We start from the raw sequence: 19,961 nt of genomic DNA, 5'->3' as shown, positions 1-19,961 counted from the left end.
ATGCCTGTGGGCCGCCAGTATCGGGTAGATCGCCTCCCATTCTTCGTCGCTGATTTCGAGCCGGTTCACCATCGCCAAAAGGCTTTAACCTTCGCAGTAAACGGTGCTTGTGTCAACAGAACCTAGTGCGTCATAGGCGGTGTCGCCCTTCGGGATGTAGAGCTTGGTGTCACCCAGGTCACGGATGCGCGGCGCGAAGCGGAAGCCCAGGAGGTGCATCAGGGCGAAGACGTGATCGGTGAAGCCTGCCGTGTCGGTGTAGTGCTCCTCGATGCGCAGGTCGGATTCGTGGTACAGCAGTCCGTCGAGCACGTAGGTCGAGTCGCGCACCCCGACGTTCACGACCTTGGTGTGGAACGGCGCGTACTGGTCGGAGATATGGGTGTAGAACGTCCGCCCTGGACTGCTGCCGTATTTCGGATTGATGTGGCCCGTGCTCTCGGCCTTGCTGCCGGTGCGGAAGTTCTGGCCGTCCGAAGATGATGTGGTGCCATCGCCCCAATGCTCGGCGAAGGGATGACGGAACTGTGCGTTGACCAGATCGGCCAGCGCCGCCCCGTAGGTTTCGTCGCGGATGTGCCAGGCTTGCAGCCAAGCCAGCTTGGCGTAGGTGGTGCCGGGGCATGACTCCGCCATCTTGGTCAGGCCCAGATTGATCGCGTCGGCCAGGATCGTCGTCAGCAGCAGGTTCTTGTCCTTGGCCAAGTCGCCCGATTTCAGGTGCGAGAAGTGTCGGGTGAAGCCCGTCCACTCATCGACTTCGAGCAGCAGTTCGGTGATTTTGACGTGGGGCAGGATCATCGCCGTCTGGTCGATCAATGCCTGCGCGGTATCGGGCACCGCCGCGTCGAGCGGCGTGATCTTCAGGCCGGACTCGGTGATGATGGCGTCCGGCAGCGCGTTGACCAGCGCCATGCGATTGGCGGTAGCGAGCTGCGTTTCCAGCAGCGTCAGTCGGTCATGCAGGTACTGGTCGCAGTCGGTGGCCACGGCCAGCGGCAATTCGCTGGCCTGCTTGAGGCTGGCGAATTTCGTGGGTGGCACCAGATAGTCCTCGAAGTCCTTGAACTGACGCGAGCCTTGTACCCAGATGTCGCCGGAGCGCAGGGAATTCTTCAGCTCCGACAGTACGCACAGCTCGTAGTAACGCCGGTCGATGCCGGTGTCGGTCATCACCAGCTTCTGCCAGCGCGGTTTGATGAAGTCGGTTGGCGCATCGGCAGGCACCTTGCGGGCCTTGTCGTTGTTCATGCTGCGCAGCACTTCGATGGCATCGAGCACGTCCTTGGCGGCGGGCGCAGCCCGCAACTTGAGCACGTCGAGGAATTCCGGCGCGTAGCGGCGCAGCGTGGCATAGCTCTCGCCGATGCGGTGCAGGAAATCGAAGTCCTCGGGCTGAGCGAGCTTCTGCGCCTCGGTCACGCTTTCGGCGAAGGCATCCCAGGACATGACGGCTTCGATAGCGGCGAACGGATCGCGGCCCGCTTGCTTGGCCTCGATCAACGCTTGGCCGATACGGCCGAACAGCCGCACCTTGGCATTGATCGCCTTGCCGGATGCCTGGAACTGTTGCTGATGCTTGTTCTTGGCGGCGTTGAACAGCTTGCCCAGGATGCGGTCGTGCAGGTCGATGATTTCGTCGGTGACGGTGGCCATGCCCTCGATGGCGAGCGCCACCAGAGTCGCGTAGCGGCGCTGTGGCTCGAACTTGGCTAGGTCGGCGGGCGTCATCTGGCCACCCTCGCGGGCGATCTTCAATAACCGGTTCTGATGCACCAACCGCTCGATGCCGGAAGGCAGGTCAAGTGCCTGCCATACCTTGAGCCGTTCGATGTGTTCGAGCATGTGCCGCGAATTCGGTTTGACGGGCGACTGGCGCAGCCAGGCCAGCCAGGTCGTCTTGCCGTTGTCGCGGCGCTTGCGCAGGTCGTCGAGGCGGCGACGATGTACGTCCGCCAGCGGTTCGGCCAAAGCATCGTAGATACGCCGGTTGGCGCGAGTGATCGCCTCGGCACTCGCCCGCTCGATGGCGTTGACGGCAGGCAGAATGACCGACTTCCGCCGCAGATGCTCGATCAAGGTGCAGGCCAGCACGATGCCCTTGTCGGTCTGCATGGCCAGCTCGGTCAGCAACTGGACGGCCTGCCGGTAGTGGCTCATCGTGAACGGCTGGAAGCCGAACACCATTTGCAGCTCCACCAAGTGCTCGCGTCGGGTCTGCTCACGCTGCCCATATTCGCCCCAACTTTCGACACCGACCTTGAGCTGGTCGGCGACCAGTTTCAGCAAGGGCGGGAACGGCAGCTCATCGACGCCAAGGATGACGCCAGGAAAACGAAGGTAGCAGAGCTGTACCGCGAAGCCCAAGCGGTTGGCCGGGCCACGCCGCTGGCGGATGATGGACAGGTCGGTTTCGCTGAACGTGTAGTGACGGATCAACTCATCCTTGGTGTCCGGCAACGCCACCAAGCTTTCGCGCTCGGCGGCGGACAGAATGGACCGGCGCGGCATCGTCAGGCTTCTTTCAGGTACTGATACAAGGTTTCACGGCTGATGCCGAAGTCACGGGCAATCTGTGATTTTTGCCCGCCAGACGTGACCAGCCGCTTCAATTCGGCAATCTGTTCGCCGTTCAGCGCCTTCTTGCGTCCCCGGTAGACCCCGCGCTGCTTAGCGAGCGCGATGCCTTCGCGCTGCCGCTCGCGGATCAAGGCTCGCTCGAATTCAGCGAAAGCGCCCATTACCGACAGCATCAGGTTGGCCATCGGCGAGTCCTCGCCGGTGAAGGTCAAACCTTCCTTGACGAATTCGATGCGCACACCGCGCTTGGTTAGCTTTTGCACCAAGCGGAGCAAGTCGTCCAGGTTGCGCGCCAGACGATCCATACTGTGCACCACCACCGTGTCCCCGTCGCGCACGAAAGCCAACAGCGTTTCGAGTTGCGGTCGGTGGGTGTCCTTGCCCGACGCCTTGTCAGTGAATACGCGATCCACTTGGACGGCTTCCAGTTGCCGTTCCGAGTTCTGGTCAACGCTACTGACCCGAACATAACCAATACGCTGACCGGCCAAGCTGCCTCCAAAAGTGCAATATGTCAGGATGAAATCTATTACCCTTGGTAGAACATGTCAATCAATGTAAAATCAAATCCTATTCTGACGCATTTGTCCGCATTCCCCTGGCGTACTGTTAGGGTATAGTTCAATCTGACGCCCAAAGGACCGACATGGCAACAAGCATCCAATGGCTAGCCGCGATTCTTTTTGGCTTGGCCATTGTTCACACATTTTCGACCAAGTTCTTTGAGCATCTTGCCCATCGCCAACCAGCGCACGCCGGGCTGTGGCATCTGCTGGGTGAGGTGGAGGTGGTTTTTGGATTTTGGGCATTGGTTCTTGTTATCGCCATATTTGCAATGGAGGGCAAAGAGTCAGCGGTCGCGTATGTGCGTTCACGCAATTTCACCGAGCCGGTATTCGTGTTCGCGATCATGGTGGTAGCAGGTACTCGCCCTATCTTGGAAGTGGCGATGGCTGCGGTTCGCCTGCTGGCAAAAGCCATTCCAATGCGGGGTAGCATCGGCTTCTACTTTGTCGTGATTTCCATTGGGCCGCTGCTTGGATCATTTATTACCGAGCCTGCGGCGATGACGCTCTCGGCACTGATTCTTTCCCGACGTATTTTTGAGCACCTGGTATCAAATCGCCTGAAATACGTCACGCTCGGGGTTCTGTTCGTCAACATTTCTATTGGCGGTACGCTGACCCCGTTTGCGGCCCCTCCGGTATTGATGGTGGCCGAAAAGTGGCAATGGGACATCGCCTTCATGTTGAGCACTTTCGGCTGGAAGGCAGCCATCGCGGTATTCATCAATGCTCTTGGAGCGACAGTGCTTTTTCGTGGCGAGCTGATGGCGTTGGAGCCTACCGAAAATCAAGGGAAACTGATGTCCGTTCCCTTCCCATTGGTATTGCTTCACTTTTCCTTTCTGGTAGGTCTGGTCTTTTTTGCCCATTACCCGAAAATAGTATTCGGCCTGATGTTGTTCTTTCTTGGCATTACCCACGCATATGCGCATTATCAAGACCGATTGATCCTGCGTGAGTCGCTTTTGGTCGCTTTTTTCCTTGCTGGACTGGTAGTTCTCGGTGGACAACAGCAATGGTGGCTGCAACCACTATTGATGAGCATGAACAGCGATCAAGTTTTCGTAGGTGCGACGCTTCTGACGGCATTTACCGATAACGCTGCGTTAACCTATCTCGGTTCGCTGGTTTCCGGACTGTCTGACGAATTTAAATTTGCTTTGGTTGCAGGCGCAGTTTCAGGTGGAGGACTTACGGTGATTGCAAATGCCCCCAATCCTGCGGGTATTGCTATTTTGCGAGATCACTTCGATGAGGGTGCAATTAGTCCCGCGGGACTACTATTGGCTGCTTTCTGTCCGACCGTCATTGCCATGATGGTCTTTAGATTCTTATGAATCTCTGCCAGCCGGGAGATGTCAGATGCAATTGAAATTGATCTTGATAATCATCATTGCTATTGGTGTGGCCGGATTTGCACTCCAAAATGTTGAACCGGTGTCAGTGTCACTCGCCATCTGGCACTTTGACGGCTCCCTATCCCTTGTATTATTGATCGTATTTGGTCTTGGGGTATTAATCGCAGGACTGCTTTCTTCTCCAGCTCTTATCCGCAACCATTGGCGTGTCGGGCGGGCGAATCGTCGTATTACCCAGTTAGAGGGCATGATTGCTGAGCGGGATGAGCGTATTGCAGCCCTAAATGCCATACGGTCAGGACCCATAGTTGGCTCATCGGCCGGAGGTACCAATGCTTCCGATAATCCGAACAATGCCTCGGTGGATCAATCACATGCATAACGATTTCATCGTTCGCATCACTGGGATCTTCTCAAATTACCAACTCGCTGATGAGCTTATTACATTTCTCCAAAAATTGACATTTGCAGTGGTCGTTTTTTTGGGAATGATAATTCTAGGGCGATTAGTAAATCGCGTGGCTTTGCCGAAACTGCGTCACTATCTCGACGATACAACGGCGGCGATGATGCATGCTCTGATCAAGATGGTGTTCCTCACCATGGCAGTGCTTGCTGCTTTGAACGCTGCGGGCATTCAAACGGGAACACTCCTCGCCTCTGCGGGGGTTCTCGGCCTGACCTTGGGATTTGCCCTCAAGGACACTTTGTCGAATGTCATTTCAGGTTTTCTCATTTTTTTGGACAGACCATTTACCATTAATGATCTGGTTGAAATTGATGGCCAATATGGTCGCGTTGATCGCATCACCTTGCGAACAACGCGTATTGTGACAAACGATGGCCGTATGCTGGCAGTACCTAATTCTGTGGTAATGAATAAAACTATCGCTTCTTATACCAACTTCCCAAACTTGCGGATTGATATAAGAGTCAACGTGGCCGTAACAGAAAATCTAGACCTTGTTCGCAGCATTCTGCTGAATTTGATTCAGGAGGATCCTGACTATCTAAAGGAACCTGCACCAAGAATGGTCGTGGCTTCCCTGAATGACTACAACATAGCAGTCGAGTTGCAGGCATGGATTAAAGAAGAACGAAAGCATATTGAGAAACGTTTTGCATTGCGGGAGGCCATATTCAAAGCGCTGGTAGCAGCAAAAGTAGAAATGCCGTTGGAGACAATCCAATTGGCGCCGCACAGAGTTGATTTGTATCGTTCTGAGCAGTCGAAGTGATTATCTGCAGGCAAAAATTCACATGCTTTTAAATTCTCAAAATGTCATATCCACATCACTCACCGTGCGTATATTGGGCTGGTTTATTTGCCTCGCTGTGATCATCGCCTTGGGCATCGTTCGAATAGCTACCGAGTCGAAATTCGCCTTCGCATCATTGATGCTTCTGCCGGTGTTGGTTGGCACATGGCTTTCTGGTAGGGCAGCCGGATGGTTATTGGCTGCCTTCGCCTCTGCGCTATGGGGGTACGCGGATTATTCATCAGGAAAATTTCTTGAATCTCTCCTTATTCCCTTGCTTAATGCATTGGTTCATTTAGTCAACTACGGCATTACCGTCGAGTTAACCCGAGGGGTGATGGTGCTGCTGCAGAGAGAATTCAACACGGCCCGAATGGACAGACTAACCGGGCTTCTGAACCGGCGAGGTTTCATGGAAATGGCGGCTCAGCAAGTTAGTATTGCTGAGAGAATTGGCGCCTCGGTTGTCATCGCGTTTATCGACCTGGATCGTTTCAAGCAACTCAATGATACAAAAGGACATAAAGCGGGCGATGCTGCATTGCGCGAAATCGGCGCAAGGCTTCAGCAAACAAAGCGGGCGTCTGATATTTGTGGGCGAATCGGCGGAGATGAGTTTTGCATATTTGCTCTTGAATCTAAACCGGGCAAATCGCATGAGTGGGCCATTCGACTGCATGAGGACCTCACAGATGCGCTTGATCTCCACAAGCCAGCCGGAGTCAGTATCGGAGTGGCATGTTTCGAAAGCATGGGCAGGAATCTGGAAGAAATGCTGCGTCTGGCGGACGAGACTATGTATGAGGTAAAGCACGCCGGAAAAGGTAAGGTGCTCGTTCGAGCATTCTGATTGGCGAGATGTAACTATTAGCTGAATGGGTAACTGAGAATGAATCAGCAACAAGCGGCTTTGCCATTTTCATTGCGTGTTCGTCACATCATGAGAGAGCGCTTCAACCTGCGTGACGACAAGGCTGATGATGCCGAAATTGAGTCGCGTATCCGAGAAAGTATTGAACTCCGTGGCGCCACACCATGGATTCTGGTGTTTGCAATCTTTGTCGCCTCGGTTGGCCTAAACGTTAACTCCGCAGCCGTCATTATCGGGGCGATGCTGATCTCACCATTGATGGGCCCCATCATGGGCACTGGCTTGGGAGCAGCCGTTTTCGATTTTGATTTGGTAAAGCGTTCACTGATCAACTTGGGCGTGGCCACACTGATCAGCGTTATCGTCTCAGCACTGTACTTCTGGCTCTCTCCTTTGCAGCAGGCCCAATCAGAATTATTGGCGCGTACTACCCCAACGCTTTGGGACGTGCTAATCGCCTTGTTTGGCGGGCTCGCTGGCGTTGTGGGAATCACGCGCAAGGAAAAGTCCAACGTTATTCCTGGCGTGGCTATCGCCACGGCGCTAATGCCGCCAGCATGTACCGTAGGTTTTGGGATCGCTACTGGCCAATGGCGCTTTGCTGGCGGCGCAATGTACCTATATACCATCAACTGTGTTTTCATTGCCCTGGCAACAGTTGTCGGTATTCGCGCCATGGGCCTCAAAAAACATGGATTTGCAACCGCTGCTATTGCAAAGAAAACAAAGTCGATTTTGCTTTTTCTTGCCTTGGTTACCGCATTGCCAAGTACATATCTGGCCATTCAACTAGTCAGAGACGAGGTATTCCGAAGCAACGCGCAAGAATTCATTCGCAGGGAATTCGTATTTCAGAGCGCTCAAGTTGTTGATTCAAAAATCGATCCAGCCCGGCGAACCATCGATGTTTCTCTTGTGGGAGATCCTATTGGAAAAGATATGCTTGCGAACATTGAAGCCAAGCTCGCTGGTGCCAATCTCGGTGGCACCAAGATCATTCTGCATCAGATGGGAGATCATCGACTCAACGTAACGGAGCTTAAGTCCAGCCTGCTATCCGATCTCTTGCACGAGAGTCAAGCAGTAGTCAAGCTACGCGATGCTCAAGTCCAAAAACTCACTACCGATTTGGCCAAACGCAACGCCGTTTTCGATCAAGCCGAAGGTGTTGGCAAGGAACTACGCCAGCTTTATCCTGAGATTACCAAAATGATCATTGGCGAAGGTGTAGTCGTCTCAGCGGATGGGCCGAGTCAGCCACTGCTATATTTGAATCTCAACAGTCGCAAAACTCTACCAGCTGATGCGCAGAAGCGCATCACCGACTGGATAAAAATACGAATGGGCAAAGCGAGTGTTGAAATTCGCTTTGACAGCGAACGGGCCTTGAAGCCACTGTCGCCTGACAGATCTACTAGGCGTGGAAAGTCGTGATTTCAATTGCTTAGCGTGCTTTATTTTCCGTTTTCTGAAGCGTCCCCTAGCGGGCGGTGGTGAGAATCGAGTGATGGCCGAGGATTTTCTGTACCTCGATCAGATCGACGCCGGCCTCGATCAGGTGGGTTGCGTACGAGTGGCGAAGGCTGTGTGGAGTGATCTTTTTTAGATCGCAGGCCCCGACTACCACCCGCGCTCGCGCTTTCCTGACGCTGCGCATGCCCGGTCCACCCAGCTTGCTGGAGGAAGCCGTGCGCAGGCAGGTGTTGCGGGCGAGCGGACTGTTGGGAAAGTGAGGCCGGCCTTTCGGCAGGTTCCCCGCCAATTGCAGCAAGCCGCTCCGGATGGCCGACCAGTGCTGAAGAGCGGCGGGATCGCCGGCGACGGTGCCGGATCGGATCGATCAGGAGTCGTGATTGGGAAGCGGGAGGTCAGTCATTGCCTGGACAGCCGGACGGCCCGAGCCAGTCGGCCAGCCGGCCCAGGTCGACCAGGCCAGGGTTGGTGCGCGTGTTGAGAAAGAGCAGGTGTTGGTTACTGACCTGAACGCCCAGATAGTTGCCGGTGCCTGCGTAGTAGCGATAGAGGTAGTCGCCGGTCGTCACCGAGATCAATGACATCGGCGAGAGCAGGTCCGGGTAACTTTGTTCCGCCCATGCAAAGACACAGTCGGCGCGTTGTCCGACACTGGGTTGGGTCGGGCTGAGCTCGATGAGCTGCACGCTTCGCGCAGGGATTGTCAATGTGACGCTTGCTGTTCCATCGTTGACCGGCAATCCGGTTGGTGTGGACAGGCTGATGGCGCTCTTGAGCGATTGCAGGCCAGCCGATCCGACCGCGGCCGGCGATCCACTGGTGGCGATGTCGATCGCGCCGCTGGGCGGTTGGTTCAGCAAAAGCGTGGTCTGTGTACCCGACAGGCCCTTGATACGCAAGGTATAGGCCTGATTGCCGGTGCTGTCGTTGGTGACCACGACCGTTTGACCGCCGGCGCGCAGGGCGCCGATGGCCATCAGGGGCAGGGTATCCGATGCAAAGCCGTCCGCGCACGTGCTGCCCTGGCAAACCTTGGTCGCCACGCGTTGCGCGCCACGAAGCCGGGCGTGTGCCCAGAACGCCCAGGCCGATGGATTGATGCGCGCCTTGCCGGTCACCGACGTGAAGTCGAAGAGCGACATGATCGTGACCGCGGCGTATTGATGGGCGGCCTCGATGTTCAGCGCCGGGTCCTGCATCAGGCTCAACACGCCGCTCGCAAACGATTGCGTGCGCGGCTCGGCAAACAGATCGTTTCCGCATTGCGACCCCAATCCGATGTTCCATTCGGTGATGTGGATCGGTTTGCCGCTGCCGCCCTGAGCATCGACCAACGACCGCAGCGAGCGCAGGAACGTGCCAGCGGACGCCAAGGTGGCCGTGGAGCAGGAGTTGTACAGGTGTGCCGAATAGAAATCCAGGTTGTTGACCCCGACTGCGCCGATGAATCCGTTGGCAGGATTGCCAGCCACGGTGCTGCTGGTCAGAATGTTGCGTGTGAATCCCGGCCCGCCGATGCGGACGGTTCGACCGGCTGCCGCCGCGGCGGCGCGTACGCGGGTGACCGTTTCGGTGAACAGGGTGTAGAAGGTGCTGCTCGATCCCCGCCAGAATCCGCCATCGGGCTCGTTGAAGACTTCCACGAAAACCGGATCGATGGCGATGCCCGGTGTCGGCTTGAACACGCCGATTGCATGTTTGTAGAGGTTGGTCGCCACTTTGGCCCAGGCGACCGGATCGCTTGTGTCGTTGGGGCCATTGAAACTCTCCCCGAGGCGCAGGTAGACGCTTGCTCCGGTGCCCGCGACTTCGGCCAGGACGCGATCCATCGCCGTGAAATTGTAGTTGGCGGTGTTGTTCAGGTCGGCGTCGGCCGAGGATGTCGGCGTCCAACTGAAATGGGGGACGCTGCCGGTGCCGGACAATTCACAGCCTGTCACCGGCTGCGCGGGCGTCACGCCGACATTCAGTTTGCTGGCCGGGGTGTAGATGGTGCACAGATCGATGCCGGCGTCGTGCAGGCGCACTTGCGACATGCCAAAGGCGCTGTAGAGACTGGCCGCATTGACCGATGTACCCAGGGTACGCCCGTCGAAGCTGGGTTTCTTGTTGGTCCCGAAGACATCGCGGATCGTGCCTTGCACGCGGCTGGCGTCAAGCTCGATGACCAGACCGGTGGATTCTGCGACGGCTGGACCCGTCGCGATCAGCGCGGCAACCCAGCAGAGCATGCCGAGGGCGGGACAGCGTGTGCGCATCGATTCGTTCAATTCGTTCATGTTCAACATCCGTGGCCACCAACGGCCGGCCATTTCTGATCGGGTGGACGCAGGTCTCAGCCCAGCAGATTGGCCAGGAAATCGAGATGGAAGCTCCCGCCCACAAAACCCGCCGTTCCCGATGCCACGCCCACGCCTGCGAATACCAGCGCGCACCAGATCAGCCATTTCCGGCGCGTCAACGCAGCGATGCCCAGTATCGCCAGCGCGACAGTGATCCCGGCTTCGGCAATGTCGAACTGGTCGTCGTGATAGTTCAGGCGGTCATATTCTTGTTCGTAGCCTTCTGCCTGCTGCTTGATCTCTTCCTTCTCTTTCTCGTAACGATTCACCGCCTCGCGATAGAATGCAATCTTCTTGTCGATCAGGGCAGCGCCCTCCTGCGTCAGCGAACCGTCTCGCTCGCGCTCCAGGATGAGCTGTTCGAGCATGGTTTCGGAGAGAATCTGTTTGGTACTTTTGGCCTGGAAAAAAGCCCAGGCGTTTACGCTTCTCGCCTGCGCCTGTGCCATCGCCTGACCAATGTTCCCGCCCTTGACGTTGAACAGCGCCATCACCGTCGCCAGAAACACCACCAGCAAGGCAATGACGTTGTTGAGCCGGTCGGAAGTCTCCCCGGCCTTGTCCAGCACCTCGTCAATCGTGTCCTTGATCTCAGCCATTTCAGCCCCCTCCTCTCAAGAATAAGACACCCATAAGACACCCATCACACACCGGACAGTCAGCGCTCGCCAGTCCTCGTCTACGCGCCGGGTTGGTTGCCGGAGCCACGGCCGGAATATTAATGTGAAAGTCGCGTATGCAACTCACTCCAACACCCGCTCAAGCGCCTGTCACCTCAAATAATCCCACCCACCCCCCATCGCCCTGGCGAGATCGATCAGCGCAAAGCGCACGTCGCGCGCGGCCAAGATCTGCAGGGTCTGCGCCTGCAGAAGCTGGCGCTGCGCGTCGAGCACGTCGATGTAACCCGAGTAACCGGCGCGGTAGCGTAGCTCGGCGAGTTCGAGCGAGGCCTTGAGCTTTTGTGCGCGCTCGGTCTGCGCGGCGAGTGCGTCGCGGGTGCTGCGATTGGCGATCAGTGCGTCACGCGTTTCACGAAACGCGCTCTGCACGGTCTGCGTGTAGCTGACCACTGCGGCTTCGCGGCGGGCGGTTTCGGCTTCGACGTTGGCCTCGATCGCTTTCAAGCCGATCAGGGGCTGCAGCAGCGAGGCGCCGATTCCCCAGGCGAGCGCCGGCGTCGAGAACAGTTTGGCAAGCGCTGCCGACTCGGAACCGTAGGAGGCGGTCAGTGACAACGACGGAAAATACTGCGCACGCGCGGCATCGATGCGCAGGCTTGCGGCGGCGAGCTGGGCTTCGACCTGTCTGATGTCGGGCCGGCGTTCGAGCAGGTCCGAGGGCAGCCCCGACGGCACCTCCGGGACGTCAAGCAGGCGGAGCTGCGTCAGGTCACGGGTGATCTTCGCGGCGAAGACCTCGCGCGGCGAACGGCCGACGATCGCTGCCAGCGCCGATTCATAGGTGCCGACCGCACGCTCGGCGACGGCGACGTTGGCGGCGACTGCGGCGCGTTCGGCCTGCGCGCGCTGCAGGTCGTAGTCGCCGATGAGGCCGGCCTGGTAGAGATCGGCCTGCAGGGCGACCGTCTCGTCGCGCGACCGCAGGGTATCACGCAGCATCGCCAGTTCGGCGTCGGCCGCGAGCAAGCCGAAGTACGCGCGCGCGGTCTCGGCCGCAACCGCGGTGCGTACCGTCTGGCGTGCGTACTCGGTCGCCAGCAGCTCGCTCTGCGCGGCACTCGCCCCATTGCGATAACGTCCCCAGAGGTCGACTTCGTAGGAAGCGCGCAAGCCCACCAGATGGTCGTTGTTGGTCGGATTGAAATTCTCCGGCAGCGGCTGCGAACCGACCAGCGTCATGCGGTTGCGGCGGGTATCGACGCCGAGGTTCATGCTCGGGTAGAGGGAGGACTGCGCGAGCAGCACGTTCGAGCGCGCCAGATCGACGCGCACCATCGCCGCCCGCAGGTCGAGGTTGTGGGCCAGCGCCTCGTCCATCAGCGCCGTCAGGGTGGGATCGTTGAAGGTCGTCCACCAGCGCTCGAGATCTGGCGCGGCGGTCGCGCTCGCCGGTGGCAGGTCGAGCAGCGGCGGTGTGGTCGGGGTCGACTGGCAAGCAGCAAGCGCGAATGTCGTCGCGGTGACGAGGGCAAGGGCGCGCAGCGTCCGGCGAGGGTCAGTCATGTTCGCTTCCTTTCGCGAGCGGTCCCGGCGTCGGAGGGACGACCGGGATGACGTGGTGCAGGTGCCGCACCTCGTCGAGCAGCTCGTCGTGCGAACGTGTTTCTTGGATGCGCCGGTCGTAGAGCACCTTGAAGAACAGCGGCACGTGGAAGACGGCGAGCAGGGTCGCGGCGATCATCCCGCCCATCACGCCGGTACCCACCGAGTGGCGAGCGCCGGCACCGGCGCCGGTCGAGATGGCGAGCGGCAGGACGCCGAGGATGAACGCCAGCGAGGTCATCAGGATCGGCCGGAAACGCAGGCGAGCCGCCTCGATTGCCGAGGCCGAAGCCGACAGACCTTCGGCGTGCTTCAAGACCGCGAATTCGACGATCAGGATGGCGTTCTTGGCGGCGAGGCCGAGCAGCGTCACCAGACCGATCTGGAAATACACATCGTTGGTCAGCGGTGTCGCCTGAAAAAACGGTCCGATGAGATTTTTCACCCAGATCGCGACGAGTGCGCCGAACGTGCCGAAGGGCAGCGCCAGCAGCACCGACAGCGGCAGCGACCATTTCTCGTACTGCGCGGCGAGGATCAGGAAAACCATCACCACCGCAAGGCCGAGCGCGAAGGTCGAGGCGCCGCTCGATTTCTTCTCCTGGTACGACGAACCGCCCCAGTCGAAGCTGAAGTCCGGCGGCAGCACCTCTCTCGCGATCTGCTCGACGCGCGCGATGCCCTGACCGGAACTGATGCCGGGTGCCGTCTGGCCGATGATCTTGACCGCCGGCAGATTGTTGAAACGGTCGAGCGAATCCGGCCCGGATGCGTGCTGCACGTTGACCAGCGCAGACAGCGGCACCATCTCGCCCTTCTGCGAGCGTACATAGAGTCCCTCGATGTCGTCGGGGCGCTTGCGGTACTCGGGTTCGGCCGACATCAATACCTGCCAGGTGCGTCCGTACTTGTTGAAATCGTTGACATAGTAGGTGCCGAGCGTCGACGACAGCGCGGCAAATACTTCGTCGATCGCGACGCCAGCCTTCTTCGCCTTCTCGCGGTCGACATCCACGAAGAGTTGCGGAACGCTCGCGCGCCACAAGGTCTGCGCGCCGCCGAGTTGCGGGTCGCTGTTGGCGCGCGCGAGGAATTGCTGCAGCACTTCCTGCAGGCGTCGGGAACCGCCGTCGCCGCGATTCTGGATGAAGAACTCGTAGCCACCGGCGGTGCCGAGACCGAAGATCGCCGGCGGATTGAAGGCCAGTACCAGCGCTTCCCGGATGCCCGCGGTTTTCATGAACAGTTCGCCGACCAACTGCTGCGAAGTCGTCTGGCGCTCGTGCCAGGGCTTCTGGGTGACGAACAGGGTCGCCGCATTGTTGCGAAAACCGCCGCCAATGAAGTCGAAGCCGGCGAAAGCCACGACGTCCTGGTTGTCGGGATTGCTGCGTACCGCGGCCTCGACCTGTTCGACGACCCGGGTGGTGCGTTCGAGCGTCGCACCGTCGGGGAGGATCACCGCACTGATGAAGAAACCCTGGTCCTCCTCGGGGACCAGGCTGCCCGGCGTCGTCCGCCACAGGAAAGCGGTGATCGCGACCATACCGGCAAACAGCAGCAGCACCCGCGCGGCGCGCCGGATCATCCAGACGACGCCGTCGAGGTAGTGCCCGGTGACACGGGCAAACCAGGCATTGAACCAGCGGAAGAAGCGGTTCGGCTGGTGGTGGCCGTGCTTGAGCATGATCACGCAGAGCGAGGGCGACAGCGTCAGCGCGACGATTCCCGAGAGCACCACCGAGATCGAGATGGTCACCGCGAACTGCCGATACAGCTCGCCGGTCAGCCCGCCGAGGAAGGCGATCGGAACGAACACTGCGGTCAGCGTCAGGACGATGGCGATGATCGGGCCGGTCACTTCGTGCATCGCCTGCACCGCGGCGTCGCGTGGCGGCAGGCCTTGCTCGCGCATGATCCGCTCGACGTTTTCCAGGACGACGATGGCGTCGTCGACGACGATGCCGATCGCCAGCACCATGCCGAACAGGGTCAGGGTATTGATCGAATAGCCGAGCAGGTAGATGCCGGCGAAGGTGCCGATCAAGGACACCGGGACGGCGGCGAAGGGGATGATCGCCGCCCGCCAGCTCTGCAGGAACAGGTACACCACCAGGAAGACGAGCAACATGGCTTCGCCCAGCGTCTTCAGCACTTCCTCGATCGAGACCCTGACGAAGCGTGTCGTGTCGTAGGGAACGGCATAGCTCAGGCCTTCGGGAAAGCGCTGCTGGAGCTCGTCTACGGTGCCCAGCACGCTTTTCGCGACATCGAGCGCATTCGCGCCGGGCGACAGGAAGATCCCGACGAGGGTGGCGGGCTGACCGTTGTAGCGGCCGTTGAACTCGTAGTCGCGCGAACCGAGTTCGACGCGCGCGACATCGGCGAGGCGCACCGTCGAACCGTCGGGGTTGGCGCGGACGATGATCTCCCGGAACTGCGCCGGGTCGGCGAGGCGACCCTTGGAAGTGACCGTGTACACCAGGTCCTGGCCCTTGCCGATCGGCGACTGGCCGACCTTGCCGGCGGCGAACTGCGCGTTCTGTTCGTTGATCGCGCTGGCGACATCGCCGGGAGTGAGCTTCAACTGCGCCAGACGATCAGGCTTGAGCCAGATGCGCATGGCGTAGTCCTTGGCGCCGAAGATCTGCACATTGGTCGTTCCCGGCAGCCGCTTCAGGCGGTCGAGAACGTTCAGCGTCACGTAATTCGAGGTGAACAGGTCGTCGTAGCGGCCGTCGGGCGAATAAAAGGCGAGCACCTGCAGGAACGCCGAAGAACCCGGTTCGACGGTCACGCCCTGCCGGCGCACCTCCAGCGGCAGACGCGATTCGACCTGCTTGACGCGGTTGCTGACATTGACCGCAGCGATGTCGATCTGGGTGCCGATCTCGAAAGTCACCTGGATCTGCGTGAGACCGTTCGACGACGAGTTCGACGACATGTAGATCATGCCCGGCAGACCGTTGATCGCGTTTTCGAGCGGTGCGGCGACGGTCGATTCGAGCACTTCGGCCGAGGCACCGGGATAGGTGGCCTGCACCGTGACCACTGGCGGTGCGATTTCCGGATACTGGGCGATCGGGAGTGAGCGCATCGCCGCCAGGCCGGCAACGATGAGCAACACCGAGATGACCACCGCGAAAATCGGGCGGTCGATGAAGAACCGGGAGAACATCGGGGCGTACTCCGCTTATCGGGTTGCGGTGTCGGCGGCCGGCGCGGCGGCGGCCGGTGGCTGACCGGGGAGGGCCGTGGTGGCGGGCTCGCTGATGCGTACCGGCGAGTTTGGCATCATGATCCGCGCCAGCCCGTCGATGATCACGCGGTCACCGGCGGCGAGCCCCGATTCGATCAGCCAGACATTGGTGCCGTCGCTCTGGGACCAGTCACCGACGCTCACCGGTCTCGGGACGGCAATGTCCTTGCCATCCTGGTCCTTGCCGGCGATGTAGACAAACTTGCCCTGCGGTCCTTCGAGCACCGCCACCTGCGGCACGGCCAGCGCACCCTGACGCTGTGCGCCTTTGAGCACAACGCGAACGAACTGCCCCGGCCTCAGCGCGAGGTCGGCATTGGTGATCTCCGCGCGCATTTCGTAGGTGCCGGTCTGCGGGTTGACACGCGTGTCGGCAAAGTTGATGCGGCCGCTGCGCGGGAAGGTCGAGCCGTCGGAGAGTTTCACCGAAACCTCGAAGGCCTGGTTGCGCGGCAGCGTCAGGCGACCATCGGCGATCGCCTTGTTCAGCCGCAACTGCTCGTTGTCGGAGACGTTGAACAGCACCCAGATCGGGTCGACCTGCGAGACCGTCGTCAGCAAGGTCGTATTGGCGTTGGCCAGGCTGCCTTCCGACTGCTGGGCGCGGCTCGACAGACCGTTGATCGGCGCCACGACGCGCGTGTAGGCAAGGTTGAGCCTGGCCTCGGTCAGCTTCGCCTGTGCCGCCTTGATCGATGCGGCGGCGAACTCGGCGGCGGAAGCGGCGTCGTCGGCTTCCTTCTGGCCGATCGCCTTGCGCTCGGCGAGTGGCTTGAGCCGCGCGGCTTCGCGGTCGGCCTGGGTTTTCTGGGCCTGGGCGCGCAGCAGTTCGGCTTCGGCGGACGCCAGTTGCGCCTCGAAGGGTCTGGCGTCGAGCAGGAACAGCGGCTGCCCGGCGCGCACCGCTGCCCCTTCCTGATAAAGTCGTTTCTCGACGATGCCGGTGACCCGTGCCCGCACCTCGGCCTCCTTCGATCCGGCCGTTTGCCCGACGTATTCGAAGGTCACCGGGAACGATGCCGGCTGGACCTGGATCGTCGTCACCTCGGGAGGTGGAAAACCGTTCATGCCGCCAGGCGCCTGCGGCTGCCCGCAGCCGGCAGCGGCCGCCGCAGCGAGGATCAACAGGAGCAGTGAAGGAAAGGAAAGGCGGGCCGGGAAAACTGACATGAGGAGTCCTTACTATGAAAGTCGCGAGCGACTCACGAATCTCCCCTCCCCCTTGCAAGGGAGGGGTTGGAGGAGAGGGAAACAGTCATGACTTTCATCATCAGGGATATCTTGCAAAGTCATGACCGTTTGGCTCGCATCGCGTTTTGGGACAACACGACTTGCAGAAGGTACGAATTTTACGTACATTCAGGAATGTTTGTAAATAGTCTTGACGCAGGGGGACAGAAGAGATGGTGAGAAGGACGAAAGACGAGGCGCTGGCGACCCGCGAAGCGCTGCTCGACGCTGCCGAGCGGGTGTTCTGTGCCAGCGGCGTGACCAGCGCGACGCTGGGCGACGTGGCGAGTGCCGCTGGTGTCACCCGTGGCGCCGTCTACTGGCACTTCCGCGACAAGGGCGAACTATTCGGTGCGATGTGCAGCCGCGCCACGCTGCCCTTGCAAAGTCGTCTCGAGCAGGCAGCGGATGGCGATGGTGACGACGCCATCGCCACCTTGCATGCGGTGTCGGTGCAGGCCATGCGCGAGATTGCCTCGAACCCGCGCACGCGCGCGGTACTGGAGATCCTGCTCTCCAAGTCCGAGCGGCTGACCCAACCGGCCGACGGGGCGCCGCAGATCGACGAAATGGATCGCCGATGTGCCAACGCCCTCGAGCGCATCATCGTCCGCGCCATCGTGCAGGGCCACCTGCCCGCCGACACCGACAGCCATCTCGCGGCACACCTGCTGCAGGCGTTTTTTCACGGGGTGATCCAGCACTGGCTGATGCATCCCGAAGCTTTCGACCTGAACACCGCGGCACCGGCGATGGTGGATACGATGATCGCCGGTCTGGTCGCGGCGCCGCCGTGGCGGGGGGCTGGTGGTAGGCCGGTATTGCCCTGCGTTTGCGAAAAAACCTGACGGTCGTGTGTTGGCAGCGCCTGTCGGTGTTCCACCCTGGCCGCGAAACGCTGGAGCACGCCTGTCGGTGCTGCTGCTGCGGGTGGCGTCCATACCGCTTACCGGCTGTTGGGCATCACGCGACTTGAGCCAGAGGGACAAGGATTTCTACTGACTCGTACGGCACAGACACCGTACCTTCCTGTGTCCGCTCAATCAGCCCCAGATCTTCTAGGCGCGAGACATCGGAGTGAACGTTTGAGTAGTTCCGCTCGGCCGCCTTCGCCAGCGCATAAACGCTGCAAGGCCCGACCCTGCGCAGCGTGTCGAGCAAGTCGACTCGGGCAGGGGTGAGATCTGCAAACAGTGAGCGGGCCGACTCGAAGCTGAGCCGAAAGTCGGGCGTTCGCCCGCGCCGGGATGCAGCGAGTTGCTCCCTGGCGGCGCGAACCGCAGAACCGCGCTTTGCAACCTCGATGATGGCTTTCATGTCGCGCTCCAGTCTTGAACGTCGTATTTGAAGTCGTCGAGCAGTTGCTCAACGGTTCGAAAGACGTAGCTCAGATCTCTTCCGTTGACGTGCCGATGGTCGCCTTTGCCGCGCTCGTTGTCGTATCGGATGCGTTCCTCGCCAGGTTTGCCGAAGAACAGCCGGTACTTGAAGAAGTAGGCACTGGGTGGCGAGGGCTCGGGTAGCTCCCAGATGACGATCTCAACGATTGACCCGTCGTCGCGTACTTCCTTGGTGCGCGCCAGCAAGGTAGCCTTCATATATTGCATTATGGCAATACAAGGCCAGTGTGTCCACCGCAGGGTATTTCGTGATGCCTAACGTTCGACGTAACCGGCGACCGGAGCCCGAAAGGCGGAGGGTACCGGCAAGCGCAGCTTGCCGGGCATCCGGTTGACGGAAGGGTTGGGCCAATTGGGTAAGAAATAGCTGGACATTACAAGCTTTTTTGTAACTACAATAGAAAGCCTCGCGCGCCCTCCCACACCACCGGACGAACGGGGCACGTATCCGGCGGTTCGATGAAGCAAATTCCTACCGGGGCGCAAGGCTCGGGAGTCCCCTTTGTTCGAAGACGCGCAACGGGAGCGCGATCGACAGGGCCGGTGTCTGCGACACCCGCCACGAACCGTGCGCGGACTTGCGGGTGTTCTCCAGTTACATTTGCTTTCCGATGTGTCTCGCCTCAATGTTTTGCCAGCCAACGCCGGTTCCGTTTTTGTACCCCCACTCTGCACAAATGGCTGGTTACCTACAGACTACTCCGCCAGAATAACCACCGTGGGCACTGCTCATACAATCGGTCGCCGATAGACAACCGGCCGACAATGCATTCGTAACGAATAATCATGGGCCTTCGTCTTTGCTATCGCGTCTTGCCATAGAGCACTGTCAAGACAAGCACAAGGACCGTCATCGCCAATCCACGCCCGCTCAGTGAAAACGATGTACACCACCCGACAAGACCTGAACGGTAGGAAGCAATGACATGACCGGAATCAACCGCACCGACCGCTTGCGTCAGATCCAGGAATTACTCAGCCCCCGCCGCGTCACTTACCGAAGCGAGCTGATGGAAAAGTTCGGCATCTCTCGCGCCACCCTTGGTCGGGACATCCAGGAGTTGCGAGACCGCTTCCAGGTTCCCATTGACTTCGACCCGGAATACGGCGGCTATCGCCTCGGCTCCCCCGAAGAAGCCGGCGGCCAGTTCGAACTGCCGCACATGTGGTTTTCTGCGGAAGAGATCCACGCGCTCCTGACCATGCAGCATCTCCTGAGCAACCTCGATACCAGCGGCCTGCTGGGAAGCCAGATCAAGCCACTGCTCAATCGTTTGACGAAACTGCTGGGAGCGGGTGACAACCCGGGCACCGAAGTGGCCCGCCGAATCCGCATCGAAACCGTCGCTGCCCGATCCTACCGCCTGGAACATTTCCAGACCGTGGGCAGCGGTCTCT

General features: G+C 59.7%; 16 protein-coding genes and 1 pseudogene. 7 read left to right on the top strand and 10 right to left on the bottom strand.

The genetic code is table 11. The features are described 5' to 3' along the window. Positions 1 to 99: 99 nt before the first annotated feature. Together V5B39_RS17440 and V5B39_RS17435 are read right to left on the bottom strand one after the other, a co-directional pair. Positions 100 to 2,511 (bottom strand): annotated as a pseudogene (locus V5B39_RS17440) (Tn3 family transposase); the annotation flags it as partial. 2 nt (positions 2,512 to 2,513) lie between these two features. Then, positions 2,514 to 3,071, bottom strand: a complete 558-nt coding sequence (locus tag V5B39_RS17435; RefSeq protein WP_332344140.1) for a recombinase family protein — start codon at positions 3,069 to 3,071, stop codon at positions 2,514 to 2,516. Between the two features lie 155 nt (positions 3,072 to 3,226). On the opposite strand from V5B39_RS17435, the gene V5B39_RS17430 reads away from it, so the two are divergent. Genes V5B39_RS17430 through V5B39_RS17410 form a run of 5 tightly spaced genes read left to right on the top strand, consistent with a single transcriptional unit; the run spans position 3,227 to position 8,068 of the window. Further along, complete coding sequence (locus V5B39_RS17430; protein WP_332344139.1) at positions 3,227 to 4,483, top strand: putative Na+/H+ antiporter; 1,257 nt, start codon at positions 3,227 to 3,229, stop codon at positions 4,481 to 4,483. A gap of 25 nt (positions 4,484 to 4,508) precedes the next feature. Beyond that, a complete protein-coding gene (locus V5B39_RS17425) occupies positions 4,509 to 4,886 on the top strand; it encodes a LapA family protein (RefSeq protein ID WP_332344138.1) in 378 nt (125 codons plus the stop codon). Beyond that, entirely contained in the window at positions 4,879 to 5,742 is an 864-nt protein-coding gene (locus tag V5B39_RS17420; RefSeq protein ID WP_332344137.1) for a mechanosensitive ion channel family protein, read from the top strand. The genes V5B39_RS17425 and V5B39_RS17420 overlap by 8 nt, the downstream gene beginning before the upstream one ends. A gap of 22 nt (positions 5,743 to 5,764) precedes the next feature. Beyond that, positions 5,765 to 6,613 (top strand): GGDEF domain-containing protein, encoded by an 849-nt coding sequence (locus tag V5B39_RS17415; protein WP_332344136.1) that lies wholly within the window; start codon positions 5,765 to 5,767, stop codon positions 6,611 to 6,613. Between the two features lie 39 nt (positions 6,614 to 6,652). Further along, positions 6,653 to 8,068, top strand: coding sequence for a TIGR00341 family protein (locus V5B39_RS17410; protein ID WP_332344135.1), 1,416 nt, complete (start codon positions 6,653 to 6,655; stop codon positions 8,066 to 8,068). Between the two features lie 46 nt (positions 8,069 to 8,114). On the opposite strand, the gene V5B39_RS17405 is transcribed toward V5B39_RS17410, so the two are convergent. The 6 genes from V5B39_RS17405 to V5B39_RS17380 form a co-directional block, all read right to left on the bottom strand. Continuing rightward, the gene (locus V5B39_RS17405) at positions 8,115 to 8,405 is read right to left on the bottom strand and encodes a tyrosine-type recombinase/integrase (RefSeq protein WP_332344134.1); all 291 of its coding nucleotides are present in this window, start codon (positions 8,403 to 8,405) and stop codon (positions 8,115 to 8,117) included. A gap of 97 nt (positions 8,406 to 8,502) precedes the next feature. Next, positions 8,503 to 10,386 carry a hypothetical protein gene (locus V5B39_RS17400; protein ID WP_332344133.1) on the bottom strand — a complete coding sequence of 628 codons (1,884 nt, stop codon included), beginning with the start codon at positions 10,384 to 10,386 and terminating at the stop codon, positions 8,503 to 8,505. 56 nt (positions 10,387 to 10,442) lie between these two features. Continuing rightward, positions 10,443 to 11,048, bottom strand: a complete 606-nt coding sequence (locus tag V5B39_RS17395; RefSeq protein ID WP_332344132.1) for a DUF4337 domain-containing protein — start codon at positions 11,046 to 11,048, stop codon at positions 10,443 to 10,445. A 171-nt stretch (positions 11,049 to 11,219) separates the two neighbouring features. Further along, complete coding sequence (locus tag V5B39_RS17390) at positions 11,220 to 12,635, bottom strand: efflux transporter outer membrane subunit (protein ID WP_332344131.1); 1,416 nt, start codon at positions 12,633 to 12,635, stop codon at positions 11,220 to 11,222. Further along, on the bottom strand, positions 12,628 to 15,852 hold the full coding sequence (locus V5B39_RS17385; protein ID WP_332344130.1) for an efflux RND transporter permease subunit: 3,225 nt from the start codon (positions 15,850 to 15,852) through the stop codon (positions 12,628 to 12,630). The genes V5B39_RS17390 and V5B39_RS17385 overlap by 8 nt, the downstream gene beginning before the upstream one ends. A 15-nt stretch (positions 15,853 to 15,867) precedes the next feature. Further along, complete coding sequence (locus V5B39_RS17380) at positions 15,868 to 17,103, bottom strand: efflux RND transporter periplasmic adaptor subunit (RefSeq protein ID WP_332344129.1); 1,236 nt, start codon at positions 17,101 to 17,103, stop codon at positions 15,868 to 15,870. A 233-nt stretch (positions 17,104 to 17,336) separates the two neighbouring features. Here V5B39_RS17380 and V5B39_RS17375 point away from each other — a divergent pair, with 233 nt between their 5' ends. Then, a complete protein-coding gene (locus tag V5B39_RS17375) occupies positions 17,337 to 18,011 on the top strand; it encodes a TetR family transcriptional regulator (protein WP_332344128.1) in 675 nt (224 codons plus the stop codon). Between the two features lie 115 nt (positions 18,012 to 18,126). Here V5B39_RS17375 and V5B39_RS17370 read toward each other — a convergent pair whose 3' ends face one another. Both V5B39_RS17370 and V5B39_RS17365 read right to left on the bottom strand, forming a co-directional pair. Beyond that, complete coding sequence (locus V5B39_RS17370) at positions 18,127 to 18,480, bottom strand: MarR family transcriptional regulator (protein WP_332344127.1); 354 nt, start codon at positions 18,478 to 18,480, stop codon at positions 18,127 to 18,129. Beyond that, entirely contained in the window at positions 18,477 to 18,761 is a 285-nt protein-coding gene (locus tag V5B39_RS17365; protein ID WP_332344126.1) for a toxin-antitoxin system TumE family protein, read from the bottom strand. Before V5B39_RS17365 ends, V5B39_RS17370 begins: the two co-directional genes overlap by 4 nt. Before the next feature lie 728 nt (positions 18,762 to 19,489). Between V5B39_RS17365 and V5B39_RS17360 the strand changes: the two genes are divergently transcribed. Further along, on the top strand, positions 19,490 to 19,961 hold a 472-nt coding region (locus tag V5B39_RS17360), incomplete at its 3' end, for a helix-turn-helix transcriptional regulator (RefSeq protein ID WP_332344125.1).

This window comes from Accumulibacter sp., assembly GCF_036625275.1.
GTDB lineage: Bacteria > Pseudomonadota > Gammaproteobacteria > Burkholderiales > Rhodocyclaceae > Accumulibacter.
This window is presented reverse-complemented; position numbering and strand designations above follow the sequence as displayed.